Below are 22,819 nucleotides of genomic sequence, written 5' to 3'. Positions count from 1 at the left end.
ATTGGGTAGTGGTAGATCACTGTTTTTTTCGTTTGTTCATGCCTTGTTTTTTTCTTTTTTCAGGTTTTGTATCCATTGCATCATATGTTCATAGTGACTTCCCTTCCAGTAGATGCGATCACAGGTAGGGCAGAAGAAAAACTCTTCACACCAGGTTTTTACCCTCGGCGGAAGGTGTTGTTCAATCTCTGATTTAGCAATAGGGAGGAGAAGGGTGTTACATATCAGGCATCGGGAGAGGGGTTGGATGATATCGTAGAGATTGTAGCGTTCGATGACTTCATTTGCCTGGTCGTAAGGGTGTTCTGCCATAACCCAATGGCCGTAGAGAATTTTATGATGACAGAGGAGGAGTTTGTCTCGAGTGAGGATGATACGGTTTTGTTGTGTGCCGATGGCAAGAATCTCTTCATCTGAAAAGGTATTCTGGTACAGCGTGTCAAAACCAAGAATTCGGAGAAGTTTTGCAAGCTTTCCCAGGTTAACATCTACCACAAAACGGATCTCTGGTGGTGGTTTTTGAAGATGAGGAACAGGTAACGTATGCCAGAGAGGATAAAAACTTATCCTTTCACCGTCTTGTGGGATATATGTCCAGGGCACGAGATTCCCATCAGCAACAATAAGATCCACTTCGGTATGAGGAATACCCAGATGTTCTACGAGATGTTTCACGGTAGGCATGACGTCAAAGGTGAGAGAAAACTCTTTTGCTTTCGCTATCCTGGCAAGAAAGCTGTAGAGTCGGATGTTCACGGTAGGCATATGGTTTTCTTGAGTGCGTTGATCACCGAAGAAACAATCTTTTTCCCACCAGGAGAGAAGGGATCCTTGCCGCTGAGGTGGCTTGCTTCCGGGATGAAAAAACAACCAAGGGATGGTTTTTCCTCTATTGTTTGTCGTTTTGAGGGTACCATGAAGTCATGGTCTTCCTTTTCTCCGATGGCCATGATTTCCCGGTCATAGATATGTTGCATGATTTGGATGTTTTGATACAGAGTTTGACCGCCAACTTTTTGAGAGAGAAGCCATCCTTTCATAATACCCCACAGCAGCCGTATCCATCGTCCCCGCGTGAGCACGAGGTAATCTCTTGCGATTTCCTGGAGAGAGTGATTACCTGTAATGATTGAAGCGGTTTTTGCCTTGACGGGCCTCTGAATGAGCCCCAATACTGAAAAGGGACTGAGCAGTCTGGACGGAGAGAGTTCCCAGAAGGCGCTTTCACGGTTTCCTGTGAGACCGGAGAGCCATTTTCGAAAGGTGCTGAGATAGGAAGCAATGGTGGTATAGTAGGGAGAAATCTCTGCGAGTCTGAGACTATCCTCAATCCAGAGTGAAAGAAGGCGGTAAATGTCCTCGAAGTCAATCCTCGACAGAAATTTCAGCACTCCTTTGTAACCCGGGGTTTCATCATAGGATTCATAGAAAGAAAGCATACTTAAAAGTATCTTGATAATGGCGTCGGTAACAGTTTCTCGATGAAAGGGATCTGCAAGAGGGGAACCTTGAAGAGGGGAAGCAATCGTGATCACCGTGTCGATAAGGTTGTTGCCATAGATATACTCATCGAGGAAGGCTAGAAATCGTGCCACGACACCACCCTGGCTATAACCGATGAGAATATGTTTATCCCCATTTTTATGTCGTTTGCGGAGAATATCGTAGTATCCCTCTCCTTTTTCTGTTTGCATGTTTCGAAAAGAGCTGGAACCATCCCAGAAGCTTTCCCAGGGAGGGAGATTCCAATGATCAAAATACAACCTCTGCATTTCCTGGACAATTTTTTGCCCTTCTCTGGTCATTTCATCTGATGGCTTCCAGTTTTTGCCCAGACATTTTACCGCTATGGGAACAAAGTATTCTTCATCGGGTAACAGATTGGAAACGGTCTTCTCTTTGAGGTTTCTCGTTTCCCAAATTACTTCTTTTGACAAAATCTTCTCTATTTTTTTACGAATAGGAGGGGGAGAGAAAAGAGACTCAGAGGCGTTGAGAAGCCAGATATGGTAGCGCATTTTCTAAAAAGGCAGGAGGCCAAGAAAATTGAGAATCCCTCCTATTGCGTGCAACACCGCGAGAATCATGGTCAGGATTCCCAACCTTTTGTGCCAGACGAGGCCACCGGGGAGAATTCGAAGTCCCATGAGAAGCACTATGAGAAACAATACACCTACCACCGCACCACCAATCAAAACCATTACACTAGAATTCATAGAAGCCTCCTTTTGTTGTTAAGATTTTTTACCCAATTTTCTTTCGAGAGCCTTGATGTTTTCCCTGATTTTTTCATTCTCAGGGTGAATCTCGAGAGCCTTTTTCCATGCCTGGTAGGCTTTTTCCCACTTTCCTTGTTGGGAAGCGAGGTTTCCTGCCAGGATAGATACCCGGTATATATCTTCAGGTGGGAGGTCTGTATGCTCGAGAAGAAGACCCAGGAGTTTTTCAGTTTCTTGAAATTGTTGTTCTTTGTAACTCTGGAGGGCTTTTTCATAAAGCTTGCTTGCTTCAGATATATCACGGGTAAAGTTTTTCTTATGTGATCCAGGTTCGCAAGACTGCACAATCAAGAGAGTGATATCGTCTCCATAGGGAATATCCTGACGAAATTCATCAAGTTTATTTAAAAGGATATGCGTGAGTTCTGAAGGGGTTTTGTCAGCATTCTGAGAAAGTAGGTCTATAAAAGCTCCCTCTCCAAAGAGATTATTCTCTGGATTTCTGGTTTCTGTGATCCCGTCGGTATAGAGTACAAGCTTATCTTCCGGACTGAGGGTAATGGCTGTACTGGAGAAATTAAGTTCTTCGAATTTTCCAAGGAAGGGTGTTTGAGCTGAGAGTTTTGTTATCTTACCCTCTTTTGTAACATGGAAGATATTTACATGACCGGCATTGACATAGTGACAGAGATTGGTTTCAAGGTCTATCACGGCGTAAAAGAGGGTAATATAATTCTCAACATCGACAAGCTGGCGGCATAGATCCCGGTTGGTGTGAGCAACAATGTAGGAAGGGTCGTGGCTTTGTTCGCTATAGTAGTTGACAAAAGCCTTAGCCATCATGGCGATGAGTGCGGAGGGAACGCCATGTCCTGATACATCCGCAATCAGAACATGGAGGTAACGGTTTTCAGTTTTAAAGATATCATAAAAATCGCCACCAAGCTCTTCCATGGGAAGGTAGGTGCCGTGGAGAAGCAGAGGATGGAGTGTATCAAACTGTTGTGGCATCATTGATCGCTGGATACGCTGGGCGAGTTCAAGTTCGAATCGAATCTGTTTCTGGGCCATAAGAAGTTGCTCGTTACTTTCTTGAAGCTCTCGAGTACGATCTCGCACCTTTTGTTCCAGATGTTGATTGAGTTCCTCAAGTTGCTGGTAGAGATTTACGAATCTTCCCGCTAATACTAAAGCAAAAAACACGATAAATCCAAAAAAGGTAAACGCTGTAATCGGTTGAGAGGAGATAAATCCACGGGCAACAAGAATATCATAGATAATTGACACAAGCAAAAAGCCAAAACCACCAAGAAACAGTCTGGCCTCTTTATTGGTTTTCGCGTTACGTATGAGAAGATAGATAATATACACTACCGAGGACAAAAACATGGTTGGCTGGTAAATATTATAATTGTAATTTGCTATTTGAGACCATGCTGATGTGAAGGCAAACCCATAGCCCGGTAAAGCCATGAAAAAGGTAAGAATCTGAAGAATCTTTCCCACCTTTCGCTGATCTTTAAAAAATAACCTGATAAACAAAAGAAAAAGGGGCACAATCAGAAAATACGTAAGATACTCAATCTGTTTCCATAGCGCATATTCCCGACTTATAAAAAATTTCACCTGGGTTCTCGTAAGTGAATACACAGCAAGAGATAAGATAAACAGACTAAAAACAAGATAATCCTTCTCACCTGGACGTTTTACAAAGAAGAGAAAAAGGTACAAACTGATGAAAAGATAAATAAGAAGAAATCCAATACTCACTATATCCATTGAGTAAACTTTCCAGAAAAGTTCAAAGTAGTTGCCTATTTGAACTGGGTAGAGATAGATCCCGGTGTATTCCAGGTGACTTCCTTTCACATGCCAGGCAAGGATATTGGTTTTTCCAGGCAGAAGATTGAAAAGAGGGTAGAATCGTATGGCATCATGACTATTTTCCAGTTGGGGAAAGATGCCGTGGCTATCGACGAGACTTCCATTGAGATAAAAAGCATCTGAGGCGTAGATGTAGCCGGAACAAACAGCCCAGGGTTTATCATAGTTTTCCGGGATAAAAAGATCGAAACGGATCCAGTAATCCTCAGCTTCTCCTAAAAGTGTTCTGAGGTTGGTGGGAAGGCTTGTTTTTATCCAGGAGGTATCATCAAAATCAGGTTTTTCAGCCCCTACAGGATTTCCCTTTGTGACTCGAAAGACGGCGTTGGTGATCACGTGTATGGAGGGTGTGGCGTAGATAAGAAGGGGGAGAAATATCCAGACGAAGAAAAATCTTTTCATTTTTTCTCCTTTGTGGGAGCGGTATCATTATTTTCGGAAAATGCTACAGAAAAACTCAAGTTAAGAAATATCTTTTTTAGAGAATCTTTTGATGCTTTTTATAAAGAAGATTTCAAGTTATACTCTTTTTTTTCCGAAAATATGGTAGAAGAAAACGAAGAGGAGTTCATGAAATATGCCATAGAAGGGGGGACAATTGTTACCCCTGATTTTATTCTGCACGATGTGGCGGTTGTTGTCGACACCGAGACCAAAAAGATTATCCATATGGGCAAAGAGAGATTGCCTGTTGATATGGTTCTTCGGCTTGGGGAGGAGGATATTGTTTTCCCCGGGCTTATTAATGCCCATGATCATCTTCTTGGCACGTACTACCCGAGGGTAGGCAAGGGACCGTACCTCAATTGGTATCCCTGGGATAATGATCTCAAGAGTCATCCCCTTTATGAGGAGAGAAGTCGGCTTTCCAATAAAGACCTCTATATTTTAGGAGCTTATAGAAATCTTCTCTCTGGCGTCGTATCTGTCTCAGATCATATGCCTCACGCGGTGAATCAGGATCTTATCAAAAACCTCCCGGTTTTTGTTCTTTCTCAGTATTCCCTGGAGCATGAGTGCTCAAGCTACGATCTCAGGTGGGGAAGGGGAATTACTGTGGAACATACGGAAGCAAAACAAAAAAATATCCCCTTTATTACCCATCTTGAGGAAGGCTTCGATGAAGAGGCAACGCTTGGGGTAGATATTTTGATGGAAATGGGGGCTCTTGATGAGTACACTGTTCTGATTCACGGGATCTCTTTGAGCGATGAGGATGTCCAGATCCTGGCGAGACAAAAGGCAAATCTGGTGTGGTGTCCATCATCAAACTACTACATGTTTCAAACCACTGCCCCTGTCAAAAAGCTTCTTGAGGCGGGTGTCACTGTGACGCTTGGCACGGATTCACCGATGTCGGGTGGGCTCCATCTTCTCGATGAGATGCAGTTTGCTTCCAGTCTGTATGAGAAACTCTATGGGGAGAAACTTGATCCGGCTGTTCTTGTGAGGATGGTAACGGTAAACGCAGCCAGGGTTCTTCGTCTCTTTGATCAGGGTCAGATTGCTGAGGGGTACAGGGCGCAGTTTACAGTTATCAAGGCTTCACGTACTCACAATGTGTACGAATCCCTTGTCCATGCTGATCTCGGGGATGTTCGACTGGTGATACGAGACGGCGTTCCTTTGTATGGAGAGAGGAGATTTTTAGACTTTTTCAGTGCATTTAAAAAACATTACCAACAGGTTACTATACTGGGGCAGGATCGTATATTGGTTGGTCGTCCTATTCATTTTTATCAGCAAATATGTTGTAAACTGGGTTTCCAGAAAAAGCTTCCCTTCTTTCCTATTACGCTGGTGGAGGAAATGTCATCATGCCAGTAGAAAAGCGGTTCCGTGCTGGCTCGGTGATTTACTTTGATCATGAGGTTGGGGATACCCTGTATATTCTGAAAGCAGGGGAAGTAGAGCTTTCTTTTACGGAACCGGAAACGGGGGAGAAAATTCACAAACCTGTCCAGATTGGAGAGTTTTTTGGTCTCAAGTCGGCTATTATCGGACATACGCGTGGTGAAGTAGCTGAGGCGATTACCGACAGCGTGACCATCGAGTTTCGGGCGAGTGAATTTGAAACCTATGTGGCTACCAATGTGGAACTCATGAAACGGCTGCTGCGAGTGTTTTCCGGACAACTCCGTAATCTCGGCATAAAGGTGAATAACTATCTGGGTAATAATGTGCTCTACGCACCAAACATTGGGCTTTTTAAGATAGGAGAGTACTATCTCAATCAAAAAAAGTATCCCCAGGCGATTCAGGTTTACCAGAGGTATTTGAAACATTATGGAAATACCAACCTGGCGAAAGAAGCAGAATACCGAATTCAGATCTGTCAGGACGCGATGAAAACAGGGTTTCTCAAGAGTTACCAACCTCTCGAAAAGATTATGGAGACGACAACGGTGGATAGTGTCAATGTGAGTATTCAGGATACACAAACCACTCTTGAAAATACCCATTCTGTTCTTGGAACGAAAGAGGCGATGGATCTTTTTTACAAGGGAAAGTCTTTTTGTGAAGGTAAGGATTATGCAAATGCAGAGAAAACACTTCGCGCTTTTCTGGAGAAAAACCTTACCAATGTGGCTCCAGCTATGGTTTTGCAGGGAAAGCTTTTGCTTGTGACAGCTCTTTTCAAACAAAGAAAGTTTAACGAGTGTGCTCAGAGTGTGAATGAATTTCTCAAGGAGATAAAGGATCCGCCTACGGTGAAACAGATGCTTTTTGTTCTGGCGGATATTTACAAAGAACTCGGGCAATCTTCTAATGAGAAGACAATTCTTCAAAAGATTGTCATGCTTGCACCGATAGACGATTTTTCTCGTGCGGCAAAGAAACGTATGGAGGGACTGTAGGCGTATGGATGCACTTGATAAATTCGAACGTAGCTACAATGCGGGAGAGATTATTTTTTGTGAGTACGAACCAGGAGATGAGTTTTATATTATAAAAGAGGGTAAAATTCGTCTCACCAAAATCCAGGATAACCGGGAAAAGACCCTTGATATTATTGAGCCCCCCGCAATTTTTGGCGAAATGGCTATCATTGATAATGCCCCAAGAAACGCCACAGCCATTGCAGAAACACCGGTTCGTCTTGTAGCGCTTCAGAAACAGAATTTCTATGAACTTATGGTCAGTAATCCAAAATGGGCTCTTTCTCTCATCAAGATTTTTAGTAAGCGTATTTTTGATGCAACCCGTAAGCTTGAGATTCTCTCTCTCAAGGATGATGAAGCCAAGGTGCTGGACACCCTTCTCATGCTTTGTGAGACAAAAGGGATTATTCCTGCTACGTATGATAAGACAGATCCCATTGCTCTGGAGGGGGTTACGGTAGAAGATGTAGCTCATTGGTGTGGTATTGATGTGAGAGAATGTGAAAAATATATTGTTCGGTATCACAATATGGGAAGAATTGAACGCCGTGGGGATCAGATTATCATCAAGAATCTTCCTGATATCTATCGGTTGGTAAAAAACAAGCGCAAACTTCAGGAAAAGGAAAGCTGATGAATATCTGGCGTCTGGGGTGGTGGCTTGTTTTTGTTTTGAAAGGGATAGCATTGGCGTTACCGCTACGTGTAGAAAGTGTGCCAGAAAAAGCCGTGGTGTATCTTGGAGAAAAAAAGGTGGGAACAACCCCTTTTGTTACTAATCTGTTACCGGGAACGTATACTGTCTCTCTGGAAAAATCTGGTTATAAAACCTATATCACAGAAATCTCTGTCCCCGGGAAGGTGTGGGCACGGCTTCTTTCGACAAACTCGCATTTTTGTTTTGTGAAACGGTTTGCTACAGGCCATCAACCAAAGGATGTCATCTTTTCTCCTGATGATCGGTATCTGTATGTTTCTCTTCTTGACGCTCCCAAAATTCAGATATATGACTGTCAGAATGGGGATTTGCGTGATGTTTTTATCCCTGAGGAGCGGAGGCCCTACCGTGGTCTGGTAGAAGGGGTGTTTACACCGGATGGGAGTGAGTATTGGTTTACCCAGATGCATACGGATGGGAGAATTTTTGTCTTGGATACGAAAAGTTTTCAGATTAAAACCAACTTTGCCTCTCATGGAAACTGGACAAAGGTAGGGGAGTTCACGCCGGATGGGAGTGTGTATTATGTTAGTCACTGGCTCAGTCATGATGTGACATACTTCGCGGTGAGCAACTATGCCTACCTTGGCAGAGTCAAAACCCGTGGGGTTTCTCCTCGGGGAGTGGGGTTTTCTCTTGATGGCCGCTATCTGTATGTGGTATTTTATGAATCTGGCCATATTGCCAAATATGATCGTTTCAATAACCATAAAGAGGTGGTTTTTCTCTATAATGGGGGAGGATCTAATGGGAGGTTTCGGCCTGATTATGTGAGGGGCATTGCTTTTATCAATAACCTCAGGAGAAATCATTTTGTCGTGTATGATTTAAAAAACGATACTATTGTAAAGCGGGTTCAGACCTGGGTTCATCCCAATAACCTTAAACTCTCCCCCCAAAATCGATACATTTATATCAGCACGAGGGGACCGGATAACCCCAAAGGATATCTTCTTCGCAGTCCAAAAAATGGGCGTATTCAGGTTTTCGATAGTTATAAGGATTACAGGCTTGTTGAAGAGTTTGAAGTGGGAAATCAACCTATCGGCATAGCCATCTCTAGCGATCATCGTCTTTTAGCTATCTGTAATTTCATGGATGATACGGTCGAGATTTACACTAACGAGAGTCTTAGAGAGTAATCCCAAGAAAAAGATTTATTCCCCAGGCATTGATGGTTCCAACCACCGGGTTTTGGCGGGGGGCTAACCATACCCCAATTCCTCCTAAGAGAAAATAGAACTCGACGTCTACAGAGGCTTCAAAAAGCCATCCCGTCATTAAGGTAGATAAAGCCTCGCTTATCAATTGTTTCTCAACATCTGGTCTGTCTGTGTCTATGGATATACGAGCAGACTGGAAACCGGCAGAACCCTCTATGACTAATCGTAAGGGTTGATACCGGTAGGTGAAAGGATACCAGCCGAAACGAAGGGAAAAACCGGAGATGTTGTTCAAGTTGAGGGTAGCGTTTGAGAGCACATCTATCATTTCATCTTTTGTCCCGGTAAGTCCGATACGTAAATTCATCGTAGGATAGTAGTAGAGAGTGAGAGCCCCTCGCCTAAAAGGAGGTAAACCAACCTGCATACTGGGAAGAATGTAAAAACCTCCAGTTAAAGCTCCATAGAGAGGACGGGGTTGTTTTTTGTCTATGGGCTTATAGGTGTATCTTGGTCGTTGAAGGAAAACGGTGTTTGAACTGACGAGGAGATTTTTTGGGGTGTAGATTAGTTCAAAGCTATATTGTTGCCCAAGAGGAAGGGTGATATTGGTTTCAAGGCGGGTGTTGAGCGTGACATTGGTGAAAGGATTTTGTTCGTTTGTACGACGTATCATGAGAGTATAGGCGTAAACAGGGGGGAACAAGAGTTCAGTGCGTACCGAATCAAAGGAAACTTTGGTGAGAGGGTTGACAGTAATCGTCTCTGATTTTCCCTGGGGAAGCACGAGATTGGTTTGCCAGAGAAGGGAGCCCAGGTAAAGGTTTTTAAGAGAGGGACGCTCTTTGAGGGTAATTGTATTGGTTTTAGAGGAGCTCAAACGGTACTCAAGCTTTTGAGGTTCAGTGTTAGTGAGGATAAAGACACGAGATTTATTGAGGTAGAGTTCATATTCGATAGAAGCCATTCCCGGTACCACAACAGAGAGAAAACCGTACCTGGACAAGTCCTCTCCCAGTACTCTTCCTGTGGCGAAAACGGCTACATCCGAAGCATCAAAAAGTCCATACTTGATATCCGCGACAATATTTGTCTGAAAGAGGAGTTTATTGCTTTCGTTGTAAAAGCTGAATATATAATTACAGTCAGGGCGTGGGATAGGTCCCGAAAGAGTATAGGAGGTCTCGAGACGATAAACGAGGGCATTGTTGGTGTTGGTTGGTGGTTCGGTTACCACTTCCCACTCAGCCAGTGCTGAAAGATGGTCTCGCATGATCATCTGGAGAAAATACCCTGTGGATTCGGTTTGTGGATAGTTGGTGGCGGTTGCTCCAGGTACAGGGGGAGCAAGATAAAGGATCTGATTGACGGCAAAACCAGAAACTACCAGGCAAAAAATAAAGACGGTGGAAAATACTTTATAAATCATAGCCACCTCCTCGTATAATAACAGTTTTATTATATGAAAACTCCAATAAAAAAGCAAATTTTAAAACTCACATAGTGATTCAACTTCAAGGATAGATGTAATAAAAGCCTTTTTTCTCTCTAAAGAAGCCATTGATAGTTTTTATACCATAAAAGTATACTCATTGATGGGTATTTTAAAAAGAAAAATACCCCGTTGCGTCAAATAAAAAAGTACTCGAAATTCGAATCATTGCCTCATAAAAAAAAGTACTCAAAAATTCCATACAGTTTCCTCCAAATAAAAGTTTTGCATTCTTTTCTTTTGAAGGCTGAAACTGTAATTTTTTGTCTTAGGTGAAACAAATCGGGAGCCTTATAAAGCCTTGTTAGGCGTTCCTTTTGTGCCTCACTTACATAAGAGCTTTCTAAAAGCCGTTGGTAGGAGTTTTAATATCATCATGCTTCTTTGCACCTTGCTCCGATTCTTTTTCTCTGTCATTTTCATAACCGGTTGAAAAAAGTTGGCATAAAGCCTGAGATACGCATAGAGTCGGTTCAAGTAGTAGACTTCTTCCTCGGTATCGTAGCGGAAGTATCCAACATTCTGGCGGACTATGGAATAGTTTTCTGCTCAACGTAGCAGTTATCATTGGAACGGGAGCCTTCTTCCCCTTGTAAATTTTTATCTGGTTCTTCTCACACCAATCGCGCAGAGGGATGATTAATAAATTCAACGGTATCAGAATCAATTCCCCGTAAATCAAAAGTCTTCTTTGGACTTTTTCTATGGCTTCTCTTACCCATTTTGAAGCCTTGTTTTTGATTGCCACAAGCTCTGTCCAACCGCTCCAAACATCCACCATATTTAATGTTTGAGCAAAATCTCCCCGGCTATTTCCTCCCTCATGGGCAACCAGATCAATCTCCATGAACCCAGGGCAATTTTCATCCCACTCTGCCCACGTGCGTATAGCTATTTGTTGCTTTAATAGCGTTCCAGGCTTTGTACCTTTTCGTCCTTTTATCTCAAGCTTTTTACGCTCATGTTTCAAAAGTCGGTCAATACTTGAAGCACTTATATGGCGCAAGTTTTCTATAGCCTGTGGAGAACCGTGGAGATGTCCGTTTGCTAAGAGATTATCTAAAACTTCATTTAAAATTGGCTTTAAACGTTTGCCACACATGTAGTTTTCAATTTCCCAGACCTTTTTTAGAAGTTTTAGTTCCTCTTCGCCGAATTTTTTCTTTCTGCCAGGTCTTTTGCCCTTCTTGGCTATGTCGGCTTTAAAGGTAATTTTCTTGCCTACATAGATGGTTTTCCGTGCTGCCTCAAGAGCCTGGCGGCATAGTTTCGGTTTTTTAAACCTGTTATCCTCACAAAGTAATCCAGTATCTCCTTTTTCTCCTTTTTGCTGGCTTTTTGATACTCTTTCGCCGTTTCCCTGTAAATAGGTCTCCTTTCAAACATCGCTAATTCCACCTTTTACCTCCAGTTCTTTGAACTGGATTATTTTACACAAATTTAAAGTACTTTTTTATTTTGAAGCAACGTTCCCTTTTCGAGTACTTTTATTATGAAGCAATTCGAATACTTGACATATTTTTTCGTTGTGTTATAATAAATTTTATAAACGAGAGGAAAATAAATGGAAAAACACACTTTTCTCCCAGAAGTAGAGATCTTCCAACAGATGGTCCATGTGCTGCAGGATCCGGCTTTTCTGATTGAATGTGGGACCTACCGTATTGTGAAGACCAATGAGGCTGCTCTTGAAATCTACGGGTATATTCACCATACAGATCTTACCCGTCGGACTTTTTTCGAGCTTTTTGCCGACCCTTCTTTTCGCAAAGAGTCGTGTCAGGGTGCCAGAGTGCTTATGGAGCGTGTTGGATTTATCCGAAAAAATGGGGAGATCTTTTACGGTGATATTCATGGCTTCCTTCTCCCGGGGCACATAGGAGACAATCCTCTTTATCTTGTTCTTATCAAGAATATTACAGCTTCTCTTCAGACAACGTATCAGAGCGCTGTCTGGCAGTCTCTTTTTCATAACATTCCCCTGGTCCTCTGGATCAAGGATACTCATGGGCGTTATAGTGAGGTAAATGAAAATTTTTTGAGGCTTCATGGGTTACGCAGAGAAGAGGTAATCGGAAAAACGGATTTTGATCTTTTCCCCGAAGCATATGCTCTTGCCTCCTCCCAGGAGGATCATTCTGTTGTCTACTCCAGAGCTACCATCCACAAAGAAGAAAGTTTTCAAAAAAATGATCAAGAACTCTGGTTTGAAACGCACAAGCTTCCAATTATCAGCGTGCAAGATCAGATTCTTGGTATAGCGGGATTTTCTCTCAATATCAATGAGAGAAAAGAGGTAGAACGTCAACTCAAATCCAAACAAGAATGGCTGGAAACTACCCTTCGGAGTATAGGAGAAGCGGTGATAACTCTGGACGATGAAGGTTGTATTTCTTCGTTAAATCCTATAGCTGAAACCTATCTTGGTATTTCGCAGGTTCGTGCTATAGGGCGACCTCTTCAAGATATCGTCTTTATCCGCAATCCGGAAGAAAACCAGATCGAAGATCCTTTTGCTCTCTTAAAAAGTAAAGGGATTATTTCCCTTCTCCAGAAGGATCGTCTTCTTGTGAATAGTCAGGGGATGGAGATACCCATTGAGTATAAACTTTCTCCTATTCTTGATAGAGATGGATATTATCGTAATGATGGTTTTGTTCTTATTATCACTAATGTGAGTCATTATAAAACACGAGAACAAAATCTTATTGCAGAGAATCAACTGATGCGAGAGTTTCTTGAATCTTCTCCTAATCCGATTTTCATTACTGATAAAGAGGGGAGGATTGTTCATGCCAATGAGGAGTTTGAACAACTCCTTGGTCTAGAGGAACGTCATATTTCACACAAGGTATTCTGGAGTTTTTTTGCTTCGGATGAGGAGGCACTCCTTCAGAAAGAGTTGGAGGGGCTGTCTCATGGTATGAAACTTAAAAATCATATTTTTACGCTTTTTGATAAAGAGGGAAAACGTCACAGTGTTGAATTCAGTGCCAGTAGAGTGAAGACTTCTCGGGAAACGAATTATATCTTCATCCTGAATGATATAACGGAACGGATGAATCATATGTATTTATTATATAAACAACAGACAAGTCTTCAGTTGATCGAAGAGATTCTTTTGCTTCTCAGGAAAAACCATGAGGCTCTACCTGAGGTGTGTCAAAAAATATCAAAATTTCTCGATGTCCAGAGACTTTTTGTTTACCAGTGGCACCCTCATAAGGGAGTGTGTGAGCCGGTGTATCTCTGGCATGAGGCAAAGGATGCTCCAGAGTCACCTGTATTGGAAGTTGGAAGGTTTTCTCAAGATTGGATAGGGGAACTTCTCCATCAACGTTACCTTGTTCTTACACGAGAGACGCCTCTGAATGCGTATGAGAAAAAACTTTTTGAAAAAACAGGGCTTGGGTCTCTTTTGTTTTTGCCACTCATGAATGACCAGGAGTTGTGGGGGCTTCTGGGGGTTCATGATCTCAACAACCCTGATCGGGTGTGGGATGAAACCCAGCTTCTCCTTTTTAAGGCTATAGTTCCTCTTTTTCTACAATATACTGCTTTTCGAAGCAAGTAGTTTTTCTATTTAACTCTCTTGTTTTTCTGCCGATAGTGTATATATCTATGAAAAGGATGATATGGTTTTCTTTCTTTGCTTTGAGTGTGTTGGGGGCTTGTCAAAGACTTACAAAAGAGAATATAATAAAAGTGAATGGGAATACGATTTCTTCCTCGGTTTTTGGTCCTGTGGTTATGACGGAAGATCGGTTTTTTCGTTCTCTTTCAGTAGTTTATAAAACTCTTTTACCTCAGACAACGTATCTTAATTTTACCATGACAGGGGATATCGATTGGTATCTGGAACGTCCATTTTCCAATACTTTTCATCATGTGATTTTCGAGGATGTTGAGGAAGAAGCAAGTTATACCTTTCTTCCTCGTTTTTTTCCTTCGAATGCTATGACTACAGTTGTGACCCCTCCTTTTGATAAGAAGAAGAATTTTTCGTTTGCTATAGTCAGAATGGGAAGTGTCTGGACTCATAGTGCACGACCGGCTTTTACTGTTCTTGTGGATACAAGGGCTGAGGTTACCGAGGAGGAGTTTCGGGGTTTTTGTATCCAAAATCACATTCTCTCTCATTTTTCGATTCTCTGTCCTACCTTTTCTGTACGATTTTCCGAGAGAATATTTGGAACTTCTGATTCGTGGTACTGGTTTTCGTATGGGAGAGCTATTGTGATCCTTTTAAAAAATACCATGCCGCGAGAGTCTCTGTATCTCTATCTTTCACAAAAAGAAGAGGATGAAAACTTTATTATAGCACAGGATTTTTCTGAGAAAGAATGGGAAAAACTTCAGCTTTATGACAAAGTAGCTCATCTTATCCCTTTTACCGCCGAGACAGAAAGTCTGATTATAGATCTCTCTATCAAACCTGTAAAGATGTTGTACTCTTACAAAAAGTGAGGTAAGTATGGAGACGTTGCTTCTTATTAATGGCCCAAATCTCAATATGCTGGGAATCCGAGAACCAGAAAAATATGGAAAAACCACTCTGCAGGCGATTGTTGAGCGATTGACCCAACAAGCCTCTCAGGAGGGATACAAGCTTTTGGCTTTTCAATCAAACAGTGAAGGGGATATTGTGTCTTTTATTCATCATAATGGGCTTTCAGCACGGGGGGCTCTTGTCAATGCAGGGGCTTATACGCATACATCGATTGCCCTTCGCGATGCTTTACTTGCAGTCAATTTACCTTTTATTGAGATTCATCTTTCAAATATTTATGCCAGAGAAGCGTTTCGTCATCATTCGTTTCTGGCAGATAAGGCGTTAGGGGTCATTACGGGATTTGGGGATTACTCGTATGATCTCGGTCTGCTGGCGTTGATCCACTTCCTTAGGGAGAAATCTCATGCGTAAGGTGTATGTTCTTGTTTTTCTGGGATGGGGGTGTCTTTTTTGGGCAAACCAGCCCCCGAAGACGTATCTTCAGGCTCTTGACGCGATCGCCAGCCAAAACTACACGCTTGCTCAGAGTCTTTTGCAGCAAAGCCTTCAAGATCCGCTTATGCCAAAAGAGTACCAGGCACGAGCCTACAATTACCTTGGGGATATTGCACTGGTAAATCAATCTTATCAAACGGCGCAGAAATACTATCGTCGTGTTCTGGAATCCTATAGTGACACAGCAGTATATCCAAGAGCTCTGTACAATATGGCTCGTATGTATGTTATAATGGGAGATCATGAAGCCGGTGTGGCGCTTCTTTCAGATTATCTTAATCGATATGCTTTAGAAGATGCCAATGAGGACGGGGCACTCTACTGGCTTGGTAGAGCATTTTCTGCTCGTGGGGAGTACTACCGGGCACTTGGATTGTATCGGGAACTGTTAAAGAGGTTTCCATCATCAGCGTATGCGTATCATACCCGACAACTGATACAAACGATAGAGTCCAGTCTCCAGAGCACCAGGACAACCGAATCAGATCTCCAAAAGATTTCCGCCGATCAAACGCAGTATCTCAAGATGCTTGCTCGACTTCTTGAGCTTCAAAATCAGCTTCTTGATTTAAAAAAACAAAAGATTGATGAGCTAAAAGCTCTTCTCGGGAAGGAGGGATTATGAAAAAGGTGTTGATGCTTTTTTTTCTTCTTCCCTATAGTATGTGGGCTCTCCTTGTGCTTTCTAATGAGTATCTGGCTATTTATCATGATGAAAGCAAGGCAGCTTTTTACATCAAAACTATCGAGGGAGATCCACGCTCTCCTGCTGATAACAATGCCTATCTTTTGTACAACAAATTTCCTCCGACAACGATAGCCACGATTAGAATGAACAATGAAAACATTATCTTTGGTTCTGATCAAGGCAACTATGAACAACGGCCGAAAATCATGAGTAATGCCATTATCACTCTCTGGGCGGTAAAAGGGGTTGCCATTGAGCAGATACTCTCTTTTGCTCCCAATCCTGTGACAGGCCTTTCGAACCATGTGCGAATCTCCTACCGTCTGAAAAACAACACAAAACAAAAGTTTTCAGTAGGATTACGGCTTCTTCTTGATGTTTATCTCAAGGAAAGCGGTGTTTCAAGCTTTGGTATTCCTGGAAAGGGATGGGTTTCGCGGGAGACGGCCTTCTATCAGGAAAGTATCCCTGATTACTGGTATGCTGTTTCTGCTGACAATGCTCTCAAGGTGCGGGGTAGTCTCAAGGGATTGGAACTTACCTTACCCTCTCAGGTGATCTTTGCCAGCTGGAATAAGCTCTACGACAATCTCTGGGACGTTCCCTTAAATACCTCACAAAATCTCAAGCCTTCCTCTCAGTACAGTGGTGCTGTGGCCCTTTACTATAATCCCGTAACCCTTGGACCAGGGCAAAGCATGCTTATCCATAGCCTTTATGGTATTCACACGGAGGAGAGTTTTACAACCAATAATCTTCTTCTCTCCCTTGTTCTCCCGGAAGAGGTGAAAGCTCCCCCTGTTCAGGTTTCGGCAGACCTCACCTACACAGGTGCTGTGCCCCTCGACAGTCTTCATTTTACGCTTACTCTTCCGAAAGGTTTTACGCTTGCTGAAGGTGACACCAATACCATTGCCTATCTCAAGGTATTACCCGGAGAAAGTCGCAAAGCCTACTGGAACCTTCAGCGTAGTGGCACTATTGTAGGAAATTTCCCTGTCAAAGTTACCGTTACCGCGCTTGCTGACGGTACTACTAACACCATCACAGGGACAAAAAACTTTTTTATTAACTATCGAGAAGTGAGTTCTCTCATTGTGGAGACTAATATTCCCATTCCCGAGACCTCAACTAATCAGAGAGAAACCAATGTCCCCATTGTGCCTACTCTTTCCACCCCAATTCCTGCGACCAATGCTATTTTCTTGACGAATACGATTCATATCACCAATCATATTACCAATCTCACGATTCAGACGTATCCTCCTCATGTTCTCCAGAAAATACATGAAATCCAGACGATTAGCCGTCTGATTGAGGAGTTGACGAGAGAGTATGCTCTCTGGCTTAGTATCTACCGCAATAGTGATCGTATCTCTCAAGAGAGTATGGGAGAGCTGGAAAGGCGTATCCGATATTATGAGGAACAGATTCGTCTCCTCTCCCAAACTAATACTTTTTCTTCAGGGTCAAATAAGTAAAGGTATTTTTTGCGATCCAGTGGTCAAAAAATTGCAAGAAAAAAATTTTTTCTCTATAATATACCCATTCTATCGAGGAGGATATCCATGTCAGGTCATAATAAATGGGCCAATATTAAGCAGAGAAAGGGCGCCCAGGATGCCAAGAGAAGTAATCTCTTCTCCAAGCTGGTAAAAGAGATCATTATTGCGGCTCGTGCCGGAGGCAATCCTGATACCAACCCAAAACTTCGTGTTGCCATTGATAAAGCCCGTGATGCCAATATGCCTAAAGACAATATCGAGAAAGCCATCAAACGAGGAACAGGAGAGATCGAGGGAGCAACCTACGAAGAACTTGTTTACGAGGGATATGGCCCTGGTGGAGTAGCAGTTATCATGGATATTACGACGGATAACAAGAATCGTACCGCAGCTGAGATTCGCAAGATCTTTTCTAAGCACAACGGAAACCTGGGAGAAAGTGGTTGTGTTGCCTGGATGTTTGATAAGAAGGGTTTTATCGCTGTTCAGGCGCAGGGAGTAGGTGAAGACGAGATCATGGAAGTAGCGCTTGAACTGGGAGCCGATGATGTAAAGCTCGAAGGGGATGTGTATGAGATCTATACCCCTGTGGAGAATTATACCCAGGTTCTTGAAGGATTGAAAAAGAAATACACGGTCTCTTCTTCTGAGATAGGGCGCTTCCCGAAAAACACGATGAAACTTGAAAAGGAAGAGGCGTTGAAACTTCTCAAGCTTATGGATGAACTTGAAAACCACGATGATGTTCAGAATGTGGCTTCAAATGCTGATATTGAGGACAGCGTACTGGAAGAGTTTGCGAATAGCTAATCATGGAGAAAAGTGTTCTCTTTACAAGCAATTGTTTTGGAGAGGATAGAAGCGCAGCCCTCATTGCCCGAGAACTTGCTTTTCTTCTCAAGAATAACGAGAGAAGTTACCGGGTGGTGGGGGCTTCTCTCATTAGCGAGGGAAAGGATTATATCTCTCGGGGTATAGAAGTCATTTCATCTTCGTATGTTCCACCCTCTGGTGGTTTTCCTACCCATAGCGTGAGGGGGTTTCTTGCAGATCTTTTCTCGGGAAGTATAGGAAGTGTTTTTCGTTTTATCAAGAATCTTCAAAAGTATCGTGATAGTGTTTCTCTGTCAGTTGTGGTGGGGGATGTAGCCCTGCTGTTTCTTACCAGACAGGCGCTTCCCCATGTGCCTACGGTTTTTCTATCCCTGCCCAAATCCAACTATATCCAGCCTCACTATGCTATTGAGGAATGGTATATTCTCCGTCATACGGAGGCTTTTCTTACCCGTGATGCGTATACGGCGAGTTGTCTGCAGAAAAAGGGTATTGCGGCTCTTTTTTTGGGAAATCCTATCATGGATGAGCTGGAACCGACTTCGGTTTTAGATCTCTCGTCGGAGAAACCCGTGCTTGCCCTTTTGCCCGGCAGTCGTGAAGAGGCTTATGAAAATTTTCTCATGATGCTTCCCGTGGTAGAGGGTGTGTATCGTACATCACCGTGTCATGTGGTAACGGCATTGCCAACAACACTCACCGATGAAAAGATAGCTTTGTTGGCTTCTCTCCAGGGCTGGGAGTATCAGAGAGGGGATTCATTTCCTCTGCTTCGCAAAGGGGAGTGCACGATCCTTCTTACCCGTGGTGTTTTTGCTGAGGTGCTTCATCGAGCCACCGTTGTGCTGGGATTGGCAGGGACAGCAAATGAACAGGCAGCAGGACTGGGAAAACCGGTGGTTGCTTTTAAAGGGAGCGGTCCTCAGACAACAGCACGGCGTTTTCGAGAGCAACATCGTCTTTTGGGGGATGCTCTTACCTTTTGTCCTGATTATCCTGAGGGAGTAGTCAAGGAGATTGTGTTTTTGTTCAATCACGAAGAGGAGCGTCTCAGACGGGGAGCCATCGGAAAAGAACATATGGGTGAAGCAGGGGGAGCACGATCTATAGCCACGTATCTTTTTCAGCATTTTTTAGCTTAATCAAAAAATGTATTGTATTTTCTGGTGAAAATCAATCTTTTTTAAATATTCTACAAAAAACTATACCTTTAGTATAGGTGTTTTTTCTTTATTTTATTGTATAATACGAATGTATGCAGGAAGAAAGTAAAAAAATCCTTATCGTTGAGGATGAGAGTATCATTGCCTGGAACATTGCCCGCCTGGTGGAAAAGAACTCCTACAAGGTCTGTGAGATAGCAAGGAGTTTTGATGAAGCCATAAGAGCTTTCCAGAGGCACTTGCCGGATGTGATTATTATGGATATTGTTCTCCAGGGAGAAAAAAGCGGGATTGACCTGGCGCAAGAGATCCTGAGAGAGCGGTACGTCCCCATCATCTGTCTCTCTGCCTACTCAACTGGCGCTTACATCGAGCGTCTCATGGAGCTTAATATCTTCGGGTATCTTCTTAAACCGTTTGAAGAGAGAGAGCTTATGGTGATGCTTCAACTGGCACTGAATGAAACAGAAAGGGCTCGTGTTCTTTCGCTTGAGCGAGAGAAAAAAGACGCTCTCATCAAGAAACTGGATAATTATTTTCGTGTTCTGGCTGATAGCCTTCCCTTTTTTTTGATTGATTTTACGGAGGAGGGGCAGGTATTCTATGCCAATGCTCTGGCCAGGGAGAAACTTAATTTATCGGAAGAGACAAAGCCCAAATTGTGGGAGCTTTTTGGTGAGAATGAGGCTATTCGCCGTTATTACGACCAAACCAGGGCGGGCAAATCGCAACTCTATAAGCTTATTTCCTGTGCGAAAGGGGAAAATAAAGCCTGTTGGTTTCTTTCGTTCTGGTATCCCATAGAACTTCCGGGTGAGAAGGTTTCACAGGGAGTTCGTTTTCTTGCTCTTCCGCTTCAGGAGTGGTTGGATCATCTTCTTCTTCCTCGGGAGCAGTTATGGGAGCAGTTTAAACTCACCTCTCGGGAGATCGATATTCTGCGGGGGATTCTCCAGGGGAAACGTATCCAGACAATTGCAAATGAAAATTTTATTTCTCTTCCTACGGTCAAATACCACATCAATCAACTTTACAACAAGCTGGGGGTTGGGGATAGAGAGGAACTCTATCAGGTATTACAGGAAAAACTTTTTGCTGATATGCCCCCGGATGTTTTTTTTGCCTATCTGTTTACTTCTGTTGTTTCTCTTAACAAGAAATAAGCTTTTTGCTCCTTTCACGTGCAAAATACCCCGTTGCGTCAAATAAAAAAGTACTCGAAATTCGAATCATTGCCTCATAAAAAAAAGTACTCAAAAATTCCATACAGTTTCCTCCAAATTTTTGTTTTTTACATTCTTTTTCTTTTGAAGGCTGAAAAGTTTTCTCTGGCAAGCTGTAATTTTTTGTCTTAGGTGAAACAAATCGAGAGCCTTATAAAGCCTTGTTAGGCGTTCCTTTTGTGCCTCACTTACATAAGAGCTTTCTAAAAGCCGCTGGTAGGGAGTTTTAATATCATCATGCTTCTTTTGCACCTTGCTTCCGTTCTCTTTTTCTCTGTCATTTTCATAACGGTTGAAAAAGTTGGCATAAAGCCTGAGATACGCATAGAGTCGGTTCAAGTAGTAGACTTCTTCCTCGGTATCGTAGCGGAAGTATCCAACATTCTGGCGGACTATGGAATAGTTTTTCTGCTCAACGTAGCAGTTATCATTGGAACGGGAGCTTCTTCCCCTTGTAAATTTTATCTGGTGCTTCTCACACCAATCGCGTAGAGGATGATTAATAAATTCAGCACCGGTATCAGAATCAATTCCCCGTAACTCAAAAGGAAGTCTTCCTTTGACTTTTTCTATGGCTTCTCTTACCCATTTTGAAGCCTTGTTTTTGATTGCCACAAGCTCTGTCCAACCGCTCCAAACATCCACCATATTTAATGTTTGAGCAAAGTCTCCCCGGCTATTTCCTCCCTCATGGGCTACCAGATCAATCTCCATGAACCCAGGGCAATTTTCATCCCACTCTGCCCACGTGCGTATAGCTATTTGTTGCTTTAATAGCGTTCCAGGTTTTGTACCTTTTCGTCCTTTTATCTCAAGCTTTTTACGCTCATGTTTCAAAAGTCGGTCAATACTTGAAGCACTTATATGGCGCAAGTTTTCTATAGCCTGTGGAGAACCGTGGAGATGTCCGTTTGCTAAGAGATTATCTAAAACTTCATTTAAAATTGGCTTTAAACGTTTGCCACACATGTAGTTTTCAATTTCCCAGACCTTTTTTAGAAGTTTTAGTTCCTCTTCGCCGAATTTTTTCTTTCTGCCAGGTCTTTTGCCCTTCTTGGCTATGTCGGCTTTAAGGTAATTTTTTTTGCCTACATAGATGGTTTTTCCGTGCTGCCTCAAGAGCCTGGCGGCATAGTTTCGGTTTTTTAAACCTGTTATCCTCACAAAATAATCCAGTATCTCCATTTTTTCCTTTTTGCTGGCTTTTTGATACTCTTTCGCCGTTTCCCTGTAAATAGGTCTCCTTTCAAACATCGCTAACTCCACCTTTTACCTCCAGTTCTTTGAACTGGATTATTTTACTAAATTTAAAGTACTTTTTATTTTGAAGCAACGTTCCCTTTTCGAGTACTTTTATTACATTGTGTCAAGAAAATTGTGTCTAGTCATAGGATAACCTCGCTGTGAATATTTTCTTTGGTGTATGAGTGTTGCTCACGATAGAGTTGAAAGTAATACTCCCAATTTTTTAACTTTCTTTTTAAGAACTTCTCATTTTGGTATCTTAATAACAGGTAAAGATATTTCTCAGCTGAAGCCTCGCTTTGACACATTTCCATTGTTTTTAATCTCCTTTTAAGTTCTTTAAAGAGTCTTTCCAGGGCATTGTTTGTATACACCATGCTTCGTATTCCTTCAGGTAATTCCATGTAAGTGAATATATTCTCTTATTGTCAAGAGGTTATTCATTAAGTTGGGATAGATATTTTTCCATTTTGTGTAAATTTCATAAACAATTGTTCTGCCTCCTGTTTGTCTTTGGCATGAAATACCTCTTTTATTTCAGTGGCAATGATATTTCTGTGTTGAACTCTCACTTTAGCCAGTATGTTTCTCATGACATGGACTACACAGGGCTGATACTTTGCGTGGGGATATATCTCTGTTATGACGTTTTTCATACCACTTAAGCCATCAGAGACAATAAAATGAATCTGTTTGACACCTCTTTCTCTTATATCACCAAAATTTCCCGCCAGTTATAAGCACTTTCCATGCCTCCTGGCAGGTAGTATCCTAAAATCTCCCGTCTTCCCTCAG

20 protein-coding genes and 1 pseudogene are annotated in these 22,819 nt (G+C 42.5%); 12 read left to right on the top strand and 9 right to left on the bottom strand.

Annotated features, from left to right (window positions below; genetic code table 11):
* Positions 1-36 precede the first annotated feature (36 nt).
* The 4 genes from KDW03_RS00945 to KDW03_RS00930 all read right to left on the bottom strand — a co-directional run bounded on the left by KDW03_RS00945 (position 37) and on the right by KDW03_RS00930 (position 4,505).
* A complete protein-coding gene (locus KDW03_RS00945; RefSeq protein WP_271435536.1) occupies positions 37-765 on the bottom strand; it encodes a Mut7-C RNAse domain-containing protein in 729 nt (242 codons plus the stop codon).
* Entirely contained in the window at positions 753-1,937 is a 1,185-nt protein-coding gene (locus KDW03_RS00940; protein WP_271435535.1) for a PGAP1-like alpha/beta domain-containing protein, read from the bottom strand. The genes KDW03_RS00945 and KDW03_RS00940 overlap by 13 nt, the downstream gene beginning before the upstream one ends.
* Positions 1,938-2,021: 84 nt before the next feature.
* Positions 2,022-2,216 (bottom strand): hypothetical protein, encoded by a 195-nt coding sequence (locus KDW03_RS00935; RefSeq protein ID WP_271435534.1) that lies wholly within the window; start codon positions 2,214-2,216, stop codon positions 2,022-2,024.
* A gap of 18 nt (positions 2,217-2,234) precedes the next feature.
* Complete coding sequence (locus tag KDW03_RS00930) at positions 2,235-4,505, bottom strand: SpoIIE family protein phosphatase (protein ID WP_271435533.1); 2,271 nt, start codon at positions 4,503-4,505, stop codon at positions 2,235-2,237.
* A 168-nt stretch (positions 4,506-4,673) separates the two neighbouring features.
* Here KDW03_RS00930 and KDW03_RS00925 point away from each other — a divergent pair, with 168 nt between their 5' ends.
* Genes KDW03_RS00925 through KDW03_RS00910 form a run of 4 tightly spaced genes read left to right on the top strand, consistent with a single transcriptional unit; the run spans position 4,674 to position 8,845 of the window.
* Positions 4,674-5,930, top strand: a complete 1,257-nt coding sequence (locus tag KDW03_RS00925) for an amidohydrolase family protein (RefSeq protein WP_271435532.1) — start codon at positions 4,674-4,676, stop codon at positions 5,928-5,930.
* Positions 5,921-6,961, top strand: a complete 1,041-nt coding sequence (locus KDW03_RS00920) for a cyclic nucleotide-binding domain-containing protein (RefSeq protein WP_271435531.1) — start codon at positions 5,921-5,923, stop codon at positions 6,959-6,961. Before KDW03_RS00925 ends, KDW03_RS00920 begins: the two co-directional genes overlap by 10 nt.
* Before the next feature lie 4 nt (positions 6,962-6,965).
* Complete coding sequence (locus KDW03_RS00915; RefSeq protein ID WP_271435530.1) at positions 6,966-7,619, top strand: Crp/Fnr family transcriptional regulator; 654 nt, start codon at positions 6,966-6,968, stop codon at positions 7,617-7,619.
* Positions 7,619-8,845, top strand: coding sequence for a beta-propeller fold lactonase family protein (locus KDW03_RS00910; RefSeq protein ID WP_271435529.1), 1,227 nt, complete (start codon positions 7,619-7,621; stop codon positions 8,843-8,845). Before KDW03_RS00915 ends, KDW03_RS00910 begins: the two co-directional genes overlap by 1 nt.
* Here the strand turns inward: KDW03_RS00910 and KDW03_RS00905 are convergent.
* The 3 genes from KDW03_RS00905 to KDW03_RS00895 all read right to left on the bottom strand — a co-directional run bounded on the left by KDW03_RS00905 (position 8,835) and on the right by KDW03_RS00895 (position 11,744).
* Positions 8,835-10,295 carry a hypothetical protein gene (locus tag KDW03_RS00905; protein WP_271435528.1) on the bottom strand — a complete coding sequence of 487 codons (1,461 nt, stop codon included), beginning with the start codon at positions 10,293-10,295 and terminating at the stop codon, positions 8,835-8,837. The genes KDW03_RS00910 and KDW03_RS00905 overlap by 11 nt on opposite strands.
* A gap of 406 nt (positions 10,296-10,701) precedes the next feature.
* Positions 10,702-11,460 carry a hypothetical protein gene (locus tag KDW03_RS00900; protein WP_271435527.1) on the bottom strand — a complete coding sequence of 253 codons (759 nt, stop codon included), beginning with the start codon at positions 11,458-11,460 and terminating at the stop codon, positions 10,702-10,704.
* Between the two features lie 119 nt (positions 11,461-11,579).
* Positions 11,580-11,744, bottom strand: coding sequence for a hypothetical protein (locus KDW03_RS00895; RefSeq protein WP_271435526.1), 165 nt, complete (start codon positions 11,742-11,744; stop codon positions 11,580-11,582).
* 178 nt (positions 11,745-11,922) lie between these two features.
* On the opposite strand from KDW03_RS00895, the gene KDW03_RS00890 reads away from it, so the two are divergent.
* The 8 genes from KDW03_RS00890 to KDW03_RS00855 all read left to right on the top strand — a co-directional run bounded on the left by KDW03_RS00890 (position 11,923) and on the right by KDW03_RS00855 (position 20,719).
* Positions 11,923-13,932, top strand: coding sequence for a PAS domain S-box protein (locus KDW03_RS00890; protein ID WP_271435525.1), 2,010 nt, complete (start codon positions 11,923-11,925; stop codon positions 13,930-13,932).
* A gap of 47 nt (positions 13,933-13,979) precedes the next feature.
* Positions 13,980-14,825, top strand: coding sequence for a hypothetical protein (locus KDW03_RS00885; RefSeq protein ID WP_271435524.1), 846 nt, complete (start codon positions 13,980-13,982; stop codon positions 14,823-14,825).
* A 7-nt stretch (positions 14,826-14,832) separates the two neighbouring features.
* Positions 14,833-15,282, top strand: coding sequence for a type II 3-dehydroquinate dehydratase (aroQ, locus tag KDW03_RS00880; RefSeq protein ID WP_271435523.1), 450 nt, complete (start codon positions 14,833-14,835; stop codon positions 15,280-15,282).
* Complete coding sequence (locus KDW03_RS00875) at positions 15,275-15,991, top strand: tetratricopeptide repeat protein (RefSeq protein ID WP_271435522.1); 717 nt, start codon at positions 15,275-15,277, stop codon at positions 15,989-15,991. The genes aroQ and KDW03_RS00875 overlap by 8 nt, the downstream gene beginning before the upstream one ends.
* Entirely contained in the window at positions 15,988-17,535 is a 1,548-nt protein-coding gene (locus tag KDW03_RS00870) for a hypothetical protein (protein ID WP_271435521.1), read from the top strand. The genes KDW03_RS00875 and KDW03_RS00870 overlap by 4 nt, the downstream gene beginning before the upstream one ends.
* Before the next feature lie 87 nt (positions 17,536-17,622).
* The gene (locus KDW03_RS00865; protein WP_271435520.1) at positions 17,623-18,369 is read left to right on the top strand and encodes a YebC/PmpR family DNA-binding transcriptional regulator; all 747 of its coding nucleotides are present in this window, start codon (positions 17,623-17,625) and stop codon (positions 18,367-18,369) included.
* Between the two features lie 2 nt (positions 18,370-18,371).
* Entirely contained in the window at positions 18,372-19,535 is a 1,164-nt protein-coding gene (locus tag KDW03_RS00860) for a lipid-A-disaccharide synthase-related protein (protein ID WP_271435519.1), read from the top strand.
* Positions 19,536-19,648: 113 nt separating this feature from the next.
* Positions 19,649-20,719, top strand: coding sequence for a response regulator (locus tag KDW03_RS00855; RefSeq protein WP_271435518.1), 1,071 nt, complete (start codon positions 19,649-19,651; stop codon positions 20,717-20,719).
* A 90-nt stretch (positions 20,720-20,809) separates the two neighbouring features.
* Here the strand turns inward: KDW03_RS00855 and KDW03_RS00850 are convergent, their stop codons facing one another.
* Together KDW03_RS00850 and KDW03_RS00845 are read right to left on the bottom strand one after the other, a co-directional pair.
* Complete coding sequence (locus KDW03_RS00850) at positions 20,810-22,033, bottom strand: integrase catalytic domain-containing protein (protein ID WP_271435517.1); 1,224 nt, start codon at positions 22,031-22,033, stop codon at positions 20,810-20,812.
* A gap of 131 nt (positions 22,034-22,164) precedes the next feature.
* Positions 22,165-22,802: pseudogene (locus KDW03_RS00845) on the bottom strand (IS256 family transposase).
* Positions 22,803-22,819: the final 17 nt, after the last annotated feature.

The organism is Thermospira aquatica (assembly GCF_023525255.1).
GTDB classification, from domain to species: Bacteria; Spirochaetota; Brevinematia; order Brevinematales; family Thermospiraceae; genus Thermospira; species Thermospira aquatica.
This window is presented reverse-complemented; position numbering and strand designations above follow the sequence as displayed.

Coding starts and splice junctions, on each gene's coding strand:
- aroQ (WP_271435523.1), top strand. CDS start 14,833: ATGGAGACGTTGCTTCTTATTAATGGCCCAAATCTCAATATGCTGGGA.
- KDW03_RS00875 (WP_271435522.1), top strand. CDS start 15,275: ATGCGTAAGGTGTATGTTCTTGTTTTTCTGGGATGGGGGTGTCTTTTT.
- KDW03_RS00945 (WP_271435536.1), bottom strand. CDS start 765: ATGCCTACCGTGAACATCCGACTCTACAGCTTTCTTGCCAGGATAGCG.
- KDW03_RS00890 (WP_271435525.1), top strand. CDS start 11,923: ATGGAAAAACACACTTTTCTCCCAGAAGTAGAGATCTTCCAACAGATG.
- KDW03_RS00900 (WP_271435527.1), bottom strand. CDS start 11,460: ATGTGTGGCAAACGTTTAAAGCCAATTTTAAATGAAGTTTTAGATAAT.
- KDW03_RS00915 (WP_271435530.1), top strand. CDS start 6,966: ATGGATGCACTTGATAAATTCGAACGTAGCTACAATGCGGGAGAGATT.
- KDW03_RS00860 (WP_271435519.1), top strand. CDS start 18,372: ATGGAGAAAAGTGTTCTCTTTACAAGCAATTGTTTTGGAGAGGATAGA.
- KDW03_RS00925 (WP_271435532.1), top strand. CDS start 4,674: ATGAAATATGCCATAGAAGGGGGGACAATTGTTACCCCTGATTTTATT.
- KDW03_RS00855 (WP_271435518.1), top strand. CDS start 19,649: ATGCAGGAAGAAAGTAAAAAAATCCTTATCGTTGAGGATGAGAGTATC.
- KDW03_RS00895 (WP_271435526.1), bottom strand. CDS start 11,744: ATGTTTGAAAGGAGACCTATTTACAGGGAAACGGCGAAAGAGTATCAA.
- KDW03_RS00935 (WP_271435534.1), bottom strand. CDS start 2,216: ATGAATTCTAGTGTAATGGTTTTGATTGGTGGTGCGGTGGTAGGTGTA.
- KDW03_RS00885 (WP_271435524.1), top strand. CDS start 13,980: ATGAAAAGGATGATATGGTTTTCTTTCTTTGCTTTGAGTGTGTTGGGG.
- KDW03_RS00870 (WP_271435521.1), top strand. CDS start 15,988: ATGAAAAAGGTGTTGATGCTTTTTTTTCTTCTTCCCTATAGTATGTGG.
- KDW03_RS00910 (WP_271435529.1), top strand. CDS start 7,619: ATGAATATCTGGCGTCTGGGGTGGTGGCTTGTTTTTGTTTTGAAAGGG.
- KDW03_RS00920 (WP_271435531.1), top strand. CDS start 5,921: ATGCCAGTAGAAAAGCGGTTCCGTGCTGGCTCGGTGATTTACTTTGAT.
- KDW03_RS00865 (WP_271435520.1), top strand. CDS start 17,623: ATGTCAGGTCATAATAAATGGGCCAATATTAAGCAGAGAAAGGGCGCC.
- KDW03_RS00850 (WP_271435517.1), bottom strand. CDS start 22,033: ATGTTTGAAAGGAGACCTATTTACAGGGAAACGGCGAAAGAGTATCAA.
- KDW03_RS00905 (WP_271435528.1), bottom strand. CDS start 10,295: ATGATTTATAAAGTATTTTCCACCGTCTTTATTTTTTGCCTGGTAGTT.
- KDW03_RS00930 (WP_271435533.1), bottom strand. CDS start 4,505: ATGAAAAGATTTTTCTTCGTCTGGATATTTCTCCCCCTTCTTATCTAC.